The sequence below is a fragment of the Halorubrum californiense DSM 19288 genome, assembly GCF_000336875.1.
Taxonomy (GTDB): domain Archaea; phylum Halobacteriota; class Halobacteria; order Halobacteriales; family Haloferacaceae; genus Halorubrum; species Halorubrum californiense.
The window spans coordinates 22,168-28,920 of sequence record NZ_AOJK01000026.1; the positions used below are offsets into that span (position 1 = coordinate 22,168).

At 70.1% G+C, this 6,753-nt stretch carries 6 protein-coding genes; 1 reads left to right on the top strand and 5 read right to left on the bottom strand.

Going from position 1 to position 6,753, the window contains the following annotated elements; genetic code table 11:
• Nucleotides 1-96: 96 nt before the first annotated feature.
• Complete coding sequence (locus tag C463_RS06020; RefSeq protein WP_008442007.1) at nucleotides 97-1,752, top strand: HTTM domain-containing protein; 1,656 nt, start codon at nucleotides 97-99, stop codon at nucleotides 1,750-1,752.
• Between the two features lie 45 nt (nucleotides 1,753-1,797).
• Here C463_RS06020 and C463_RS06025 read toward each other — a convergent pair whose 3' ends face one another.
• The 5 genes from C463_RS06025 to C463_RS06045 form a co-directional block, all read right to left on the bottom strand.
• Nucleotides 1,798-2,556: a metal-dependent transcriptional regulator gene (locus C463_RS06025; RefSeq protein WP_008442008.1), complete on the bottom strand. Its 759-nt coding sequence runs from the start codon at nucleotides 2,554-2,556 to the stop codon at nucleotides 1,798-1,800.
• Nucleotides 2,557-2,559: 3 nt separating this feature from the next.
• Nucleotides 2,560-3,645, bottom strand: a complete 1,086-nt coding sequence (locus tag C463_RS06030; protein WP_008442009.1) for a metal ABC transporter permease — start codon at nucleotides 3,643-3,645, stop codon at nucleotides 2,560-2,562.
• Nucleotides 3,642-4,535, bottom strand: coding sequence for a metal ABC transporter ATP-binding protein (locus C463_RS06035; protein WP_008442010.1), 894 nt, complete (start codon nucleotides 4,533-4,535; stop codon nucleotides 3,642-3,644). Before C463_RS06035 ends, C463_RS06030 begins: the two co-directional genes overlap by 4 nt.
• The gene (locus C463_RS06040) at nucleotides 4,532-5,611 is read right to left on the bottom strand and encodes a metal ABC transporter substrate-binding protein (protein WP_008442011.1); all 1,080 of its coding nucleotides are present in this window, start codon (nucleotides 5,609-5,611) and stop codon (nucleotides 4,532-4,534) included. The genes C463_RS06035 and C463_RS06040 overlap by 4 nt, the downstream gene beginning before the upstream one ends.
• A gap of 253 nt (nucleotides 5,612-5,864) precedes the next feature.
• Nucleotides 5,865-6,746 carry a homoserine kinase gene (locus C463_RS06045; RefSeq protein WP_008442012.1) on the bottom strand — a complete coding sequence of 294 codons (882 nt, stop codon included), beginning with the start codon at nucleotides 6,744-6,746 and terminating at the stop codon, nucleotides 5,865-5,867.
• Nucleotides 6,747-6,753: the final 7 nt, after the last annotated feature.

Here is a 6,753-nt window from a genome sequence, read left to right on the forward strand (position 1 = left end):
CCCCGCCGCCGGCCGCGGAGGCGGAGACGGCGCTGCGGTCGCACGGAAAACTTATACTGGTTCCTCCGCGTCTCCAAGTAGTTGGACTCTCCTATCATGCCTCGGAGCCTCTCTGTCGCGACCGTCCGGTCGGGGTTCTCGACCGTCGTCGGACGGCTCTCGGCGGTGATCGCCGCGCGAAGCTCGGTGGACCTGCGCGCGCTCGCCGCCTTCCGGATCGGGCTGGGGACGCTGCTGATCGCTGACCTGCTCAGGCGTTCGCGCTCGCTGACGGCGTTCTACACGGACGCCGGCGTGCTCCCGCGACGCGCGCTGTTCGCCGACTACTCGGGAGTGTACTCGCTCCACGCGCTCTCCGGCGAGCCGTGGGCCGTCGCGTCGCTGTTCGCGGTCGCGGGCGCCGTCGCCCTCGCGCTGGCCGTCGGGTACCGAACGCGGCTCGCGACGGTCGTCTCGTGGCTGCTGTTGCTCTCCCTACAGGTCCGCAACCCGATGGTGTTGAACGCGGGCGACGCCCTCTTAGCGATGCTGCTCTTCTGGGGCGCCTTCCTCCCGCTCGGCGCGCGCTGGTCCGTCGACGCGATCCGGCGAGCGGGGAACGAGAATCCCGGGGACGATGTCGAGGACGAGCAGTCGTCAGAGACCGGCCCCTCGGCGGGTGGCCCGCGCGAGGCCGCCGTGGCCACGGCCGCCTCGCTGGGCGTGCTCCTCCAGATGCTGGTGATGTACGTGACGAACGGCGTCCACAAGCTCGAAGGTGACCTCTGGATGGGCGGCGAGGCGGTCGCGTACGTCATGCAGGCGGACCAGTTCACCTACCTCCTCGGCGACCACGTCGCCGCGTTCCCCGCCCTGCTGCGCGCGGCCACGTACGTGTGGGTCGCGCTGCTCTTCGCCTCGCCGCTGCTGATCGTTCTCACGGGCTTCCCCCGCGCCGCGGTCGCCTCCCTGTTCGTCGGCACCCACCTCGGCATGGCGGTCACGATGCGGATCGACCTCTTCCCCGTCATCTCCGTCGTCGGCTTCGTCCCGTTCTATCAGACGCCCGTCTGGGACGCCGCGGAGCGCGCAGTCGACCGATTCGGCCCGACTGCGGCCATCGACCGATGGCGCGAGCGGCTCGAATCCGCTGGGAGGACGGTCGCTTCGCTCGCCGCGTCGCTCCCGCGACCGACGCAGAAAGATCGGCTCGGCGGCCTCGCGGACGGCGTCCGCGCGGGAGCCGAACGCGGCCGCCCGCTCTTCTCGGCCGTCATTCCCGCCCTCTTCGTCGCCCTGATCGTCCTTTCGAGCGCGCAGTCGGTCGGCTACGGCGAGGTTCCGGACCCCGGCGAGGAGGTCTTAGAGGCCGTCGAGATGGACCAGCACTGGCAGATGTTCGCGCCCGAACCCGTCCGCACGACGCGGTGGTTCGCCGCCCCCGGCGTCCTCGAAAACGGGAGCGAGCGGGACGTGCTCCACGACGGCGCGGTCTCCATGGACCGGCCGCCGGACGTCGACGCCACGTACCCCTCCTCGCGCTGGCGCAAGTACCTCTCGAACGTCTACTCGGGGGACAACGAGAACCACCGCTCGTACCTCGCGCACTACCTCTGTGCGGAGTGGAACCGGACCCACGCGACCGACGTCGAGACCGTCACCGTCTACCAGCTGTACGAGCGGACCGACCCCCACAACGGGAGCGTCGTGGCCGCGAACGAGTTCGAGCTGATCGAGTACGACTGCTCGGGCGAGTTCGTTCAAAACGAGTGATCGGCGCGGACGGAAACGACCCGACCGCCGCCACCGAGACCGGCGTCAGGACGCGTCGTCGGGCGCGGGCTCGACCTCGATGAGCTGCGCGATCTCGGTCGGGAGGCTCTGCTCGGCCGACGGCGTCTCGACGGTGTACATGTCGAACGGCGCGACGTCGACGACCACGAGTGCTGCGCCCGGCCGGACCCCGGCGTCGGCGAGGTAGCGAAGCCCTTCGTCTCCCTGATGGCGAACGCGCTGGACGACGACCCGGTCGCCCTCTTCGGCGTCGACGAGCCGGACGGTGTCGCCCGCCTCGGGGAGCGAGAGGTCGGCGTCGGGGATCGGGTCGCCGTGCGGGTCGACCGGCGGGTTGCCGAGCGCCTCGGCGATGCGGTCGCTCAGCTTCTCGGAGACGTGGTGTTCGAGCCTGTCGGCCTCGTCGTGGACGTCGACCCAGCTGTAGTCGAGCTGTTCGGTCAGGAACGACTCCAGGAGCCGGTGGTGTCTGAGGATCTCCAGCGCCACGACCTCGCCCTCGTCGGTGAGCGTCACCCCCTTGTACTCCTCTCTGTCGGCCAGCCCGCGCTCTCCCAGCTTCTTGATCATCGAGGAGACGGTCGGCGCGGTGACGTCGAGGTAGTCGGCGAGGGCGGAGGTCGACACCCGCTCGCCGGTGTCGCGCTCGATCGCGTAGATCGCCTTGATGTAGTCCTCCATGACCGCGCTGATTACCTCCGAGGACGCCCGCGGACCGGCGCCCTCGTCGCTCGCGTCGGCGTTGCTCGGGTCGGCGTCGCCGCCGTTTCCGTTGCCCGTCATCGCTCAGTCACCCCCCGTTCCGGCGTCGACCTCGACGCCGTCGGTTTCGATCGTCCCCATCTCGGGGGTCTCTGCCTCGCCGCGGGCCGACTGAAGCTTCCCGATCCCCACCGCGCAGATGTAGATCCCCACGGCGACGAGCACGATTACCCCGCCGGCGGTGACGCCGCCGTAGTAGGCGACGCCGATGCCGAGGAGGACAGCGAGCTCCGCGAGGACGACCGAGACGACGAGCGACTCGGTGAAGCTGCGCGACACCTGCGTCGCGCCCGCCACGGGCACGACCAGCATCGCCGCGACGAGGATGACACCCATGATCTGCATCGCGCCGACGACGACCATCGCCGTCAACATCACCATCACGCGGTTGTACCAGTTGACGGGGATCCCCGAGACTTCGGCGGCGGTCTCGTCGAAGGTCACGTAGAGGAGTTCGTTGCGCGTCACCGCGACCGTGCCGACGATGACGGCGAAGAGCACGATCAGGATCGCCGCGCTCTGGGGCGACACCGTCGAGAGGTTCCCGAAGAGGAACTGGTTCACGCCGACGGCGAGCCCGCCCGCGTTGAGGCTGATGAGCGTCGTCCCCAGCGCGAACCCCGTCGAAAGGACGATCGCCATCGACACGTCGTTGTACGCGTCCGTCGTCTCGGAGATGAGTTCGATGAACAGCGCGGCGATCATCGCCACGACGACGGCGGTGAGGTACGGCGACACGCCGAGGTCGATGACGGCGTTGAGGAAGAGCCCCACCGCGACCCCCGCGAACGCCGTGTGCGCCAGCGCGTCGCCGATGAGCGCGAGCTGTCGGTGGACGAGGAAGGTGCCGATGAGCGGCGCCATCACGCCGACGCAGAGCCCGACGAGCACCGCCCGGTGCATGTACCGATAGCGCGGGTTCAGCATCTCCACCCCGGTGACGTAGTACACCCAGTCCATCAGCCAGTACCACTGGTCTAACAGCCAGAGGAGGGCGCCGAAGACGACCTCCCCGACGCCCGCGAGGCCGCCCTGAAGCGCGACCGCCGCCGACCCGTCGACCGCGGCGAGGAGCCACGTGACGAGCGCGACGGTAAGCGGGTCGCTCATTCGGCACCCCCCGCGAGGAAGCGCGCCCCGGTGCCGAACGCCCGTGCCAGGGCGTCGCTCTCGACGAACTCGTCGGCCGGGCCGTCGAAGTACACCTCGCGGTTGAGACAGACGACGCGGTCGGCGTGTTCGACGACCGCGCCGAGGTCGTGCTCGATGAGGATCACGGTGATCCCCGCGTCGTTGAGCGCGTCGAGGAGATCGTAGAACGCGTCGACCGACTCGGCGTCGACGCCGACGGTCGGCTCGTCCAACACGAGCAGATCGGCCTCGCCGGCCAGCGCTCGGGCGATGAACACCCGCTGGCGCTGGCCCCCCGAGAGCTGTCCGATACGCCGGTCGGCGAACGCGCTCATCCCGACCGTCGTGAGCGCGTCGTCGACGATCGCCCAGTCGGCGTCGGTGAGCCGCCCCGAGACGGCGTTGGCGGTCCGTCGCGTCGTGCCGATCGGGTCCTCGAACAGGTCGTCGACGCCACTCCCCTCGGCGGGGAGGTTGCCGACAGCGACGTAGGGGAACCGACCCATCTTCACCACCTCGCGGACGGTGATCGGCATCTCCTCCGCGGCGGTGGCCTGCTGCGCAACGTAGCCGACGCGCTCGCCGTCGCCGAACCGGTCCGCGTCCGCGCCGAACAGCCGCGCCGTCCCGGCGTCGGGACCGAGCAGGCCGAGCATGAGCCGCATCAGCGTCGACTTCCCGGAGCCGTTCGGCCCCACGATCGCGACGTACTCGCCGGAATCGACGGTCAGCGACACGTCCTCGATGACCGGCGTCGCCGTGTAGCCGAACGTGACGCCCGAGAGATCGACGATCGGACCGCTCGCCTCGGCGTCGGACGCCGCGCTCGTGTCGGCCGCGGTCGCCGGATCTATTATATTCTCGCTCATACCGGTTCGAAGTTCCGCCACTGTTCGACCCAGTCGTCGGTCGGCGCCGCGGCCTCGGGCGTCTCGTTGCCGAGGACGATCTCGAAGGTGGGCATGTTGATGTTGTACGCGATCTCCTCGTACCCCCAGTTCTCCGCGACCCACTCGTCGCGCACGCCGGCGTACGGGGTGACCGGGAAGTACGCCTCGACGGCGGTCTCGCGGACGAGCTGTTGGGCCGGCCGCTGCGACTCGAAGACGCCGTTCGCGATGTACCGGATGTCGTTCTCGCGGATGACCCGCGTCGCCTCGCGGATGTCCGCGGGCTTGACGTCGCCGCTCGCCGCGAGGCTGGTCACGAGCGGTCGCATCCGCACGCCGTACCGCTCGCCGATGTACTGGAAGGCGTTGTGCGCGGCCAGCTGGACGACGTCCCGGTCGGACCGCTCGAAGATCGCCTCGTAGTCGGCGTCGATCCGGTCGAGGACCTCGGTCTTGTACGCCTCGGCGTTCTCGCGGATCCGCTCGGCGTGGTCCGGGACGAGATCCGCGAACCCGCTCGCGATGTTGTCGACCGAGCGCTTCGCGCGCCGCGGGTCCAACCAGAAGTGCGGGTCCTTCCCGCGCTGCGAACCGACGCCCTCCTCGTCGCGGTCGAGCGACGCGGCGAGGTCGACGAGTTCGACCCCCTCGCGGACGTTGATCAGCGCGGTGTCGACGCCGTCGCTCTCGATCGTTTGAACGGCGCGGTCGGCCCACGGCTGGAAGTCCTCGCCGACGTGGACGAACGCGTCCGCCTCGATGATCCGGCGGGTGATGCTGGCGTTCGGCTCCCAGCCGTGGCCGTGGAGCCCCGTCGGAACGAGGTTCTCGACGGTCAGCGGGGTCCCCTCCGCGACCTGTCGTCCGAAATCGTAGAAGCTGAAGAAGGATGCCACGGCGACCGGGTCCCCGTCGTCGCTCCCGGCACGCCCGGAGCCAACCGGCGCACTCGGCAGCGACGTACACCCGGCGACGCCCGCCAGCGCCGTCGCCGCCCCGGCGCGCACCGCGTCGCGCCGCGTTACCGCTCGCCCGTCGTCGCTCTCAGGTGGCATAAACAGAGATCACATCCAATTATTTGACTCATCTAATCCTATGTTTGCCCTAATCATATATGCCTTCCGCACCCGGCGGCGCCGCTCCGGAGGTATGTGAATTCGGAGTCAGGACTCACGTCCGGTCGACGCCGAGCGTCTGTCCAGCAACGCCGAGCGTCTGTCCAGCAACGCCGAGCGTCTGTCCAGCAACGCCGAGCGCTTGTCCAGTCAACGACGAGTACCTGCCCGGTCAACGACGAGCGCGCGTCGGTCAGTCGTCGAGAACGGTCGAGCCCCGCCCGATCCGGGTCTGGTACGCGCGCGCTTCGATGCCGGCGCCGGCGAAGGCGTCGAGCATCCCGGCGGCGACGTCGCGGCGGTCGCGCTCGCGACAGGCGGCGATCACAGCCGGGCCGGCGCCGCTGACGGTGACCCCCGTCGCGCCCGCGTCGAAGGCGCGCTCGCGGACGTCGTCGTAGCCGGTGATCAGGCGGGCGCGCTCGGGCGTGACCACGGGGTCGCTCATGCCGAGACCGACGAGATCGGGGTCCGAGCGGCACATCCCGATCGCGAGCGTCGCCGCGTTGCCGACCGTCTCGACCAGTTCCTCCATCGAGGCGCTCTCGGGGACGACCCGGCGGGCGTCCCGGGTCGAGACCGCCACGTCCGGGAGACAGACGACGAGCGGGATCGCGGCGTCGACCGAGCGGGTCCCCTCGGCCGTCGTCACGGTGAAGCCGCCGAGGATCGAGGGCGCGACGTTGTCGGCGTGCGCGACCCCGGAGACGACGGCCTCGCCCTCGGCGGCGATCGGGACCAGTTCCTCCCGCGAGAACCCGCGGTTGTACAGCCGGTTGAGCGCGACCGCGGCGCCGGCGGCGCTCGCGGCCGAGGAACCGAGTCCGGAGGCCGGGCGCACGCCCTTGTCGATGTGGATCCGTGCCGGCGCGTCGAGCGCCTCGACGACGGCGCCGACCGTGTTCTTCTCGGGGTCCTCCGGGATGTACTGCGCGCCGACGCCCGTGACCTCGATCGTCGTCTCGGCCGCCTTCTCGACGGTGACGACGTCCGCCGGCCGCGAGAGCGCCGCCCCGAACACGTCGAAGCCGCTCCCGAGGTTCGCGCTCGTCGCGGGGGCCCGTACCGTTACCATGGCGGGG

Coding starts and splice junctions, on each gene's coding strand:
- C463_RS06020 (WP_008442007.1), top strand. CDS start 97: ATGCCTCGGAGCCTCTCTGTCGCGACCGTCCGGTCGGGGTTCTCGACC.
- C463_RS06025 (WP_008442008.1), bottom strand. CDS start 2,556: ATGACGGGCAACGGAAACGGCGGCGACGCCGACCCGAGCAACGCCGAC.
- C463_RS06030 (WP_008442009.1), bottom strand. CDS start 3,645: ATGAGCGACCCGCTTACCGTCGCGCTCGTCACGTGGCTCCTCGCCGCG.
- C463_RS06035 (WP_008442010.1), bottom strand. CDS start 4,535: ATGAGCGAGAATATAATAGATCCGGCGACCGCGGCCGACACGAGCGCG.
- C463_RS06040 (WP_008442011.1), bottom strand. CDS start 5,611: ATGCCACCTGAGAGCGACGACGGGCGAGCGGTAACGCGGCGCGACGCG.
- C463_RS06045 (WP_008442012.1), bottom strand. CDS start 6,746: ATGGTAACGGTACGGGCCCCCGCGACGAGCGCGAACCTCGGGAGCGGC.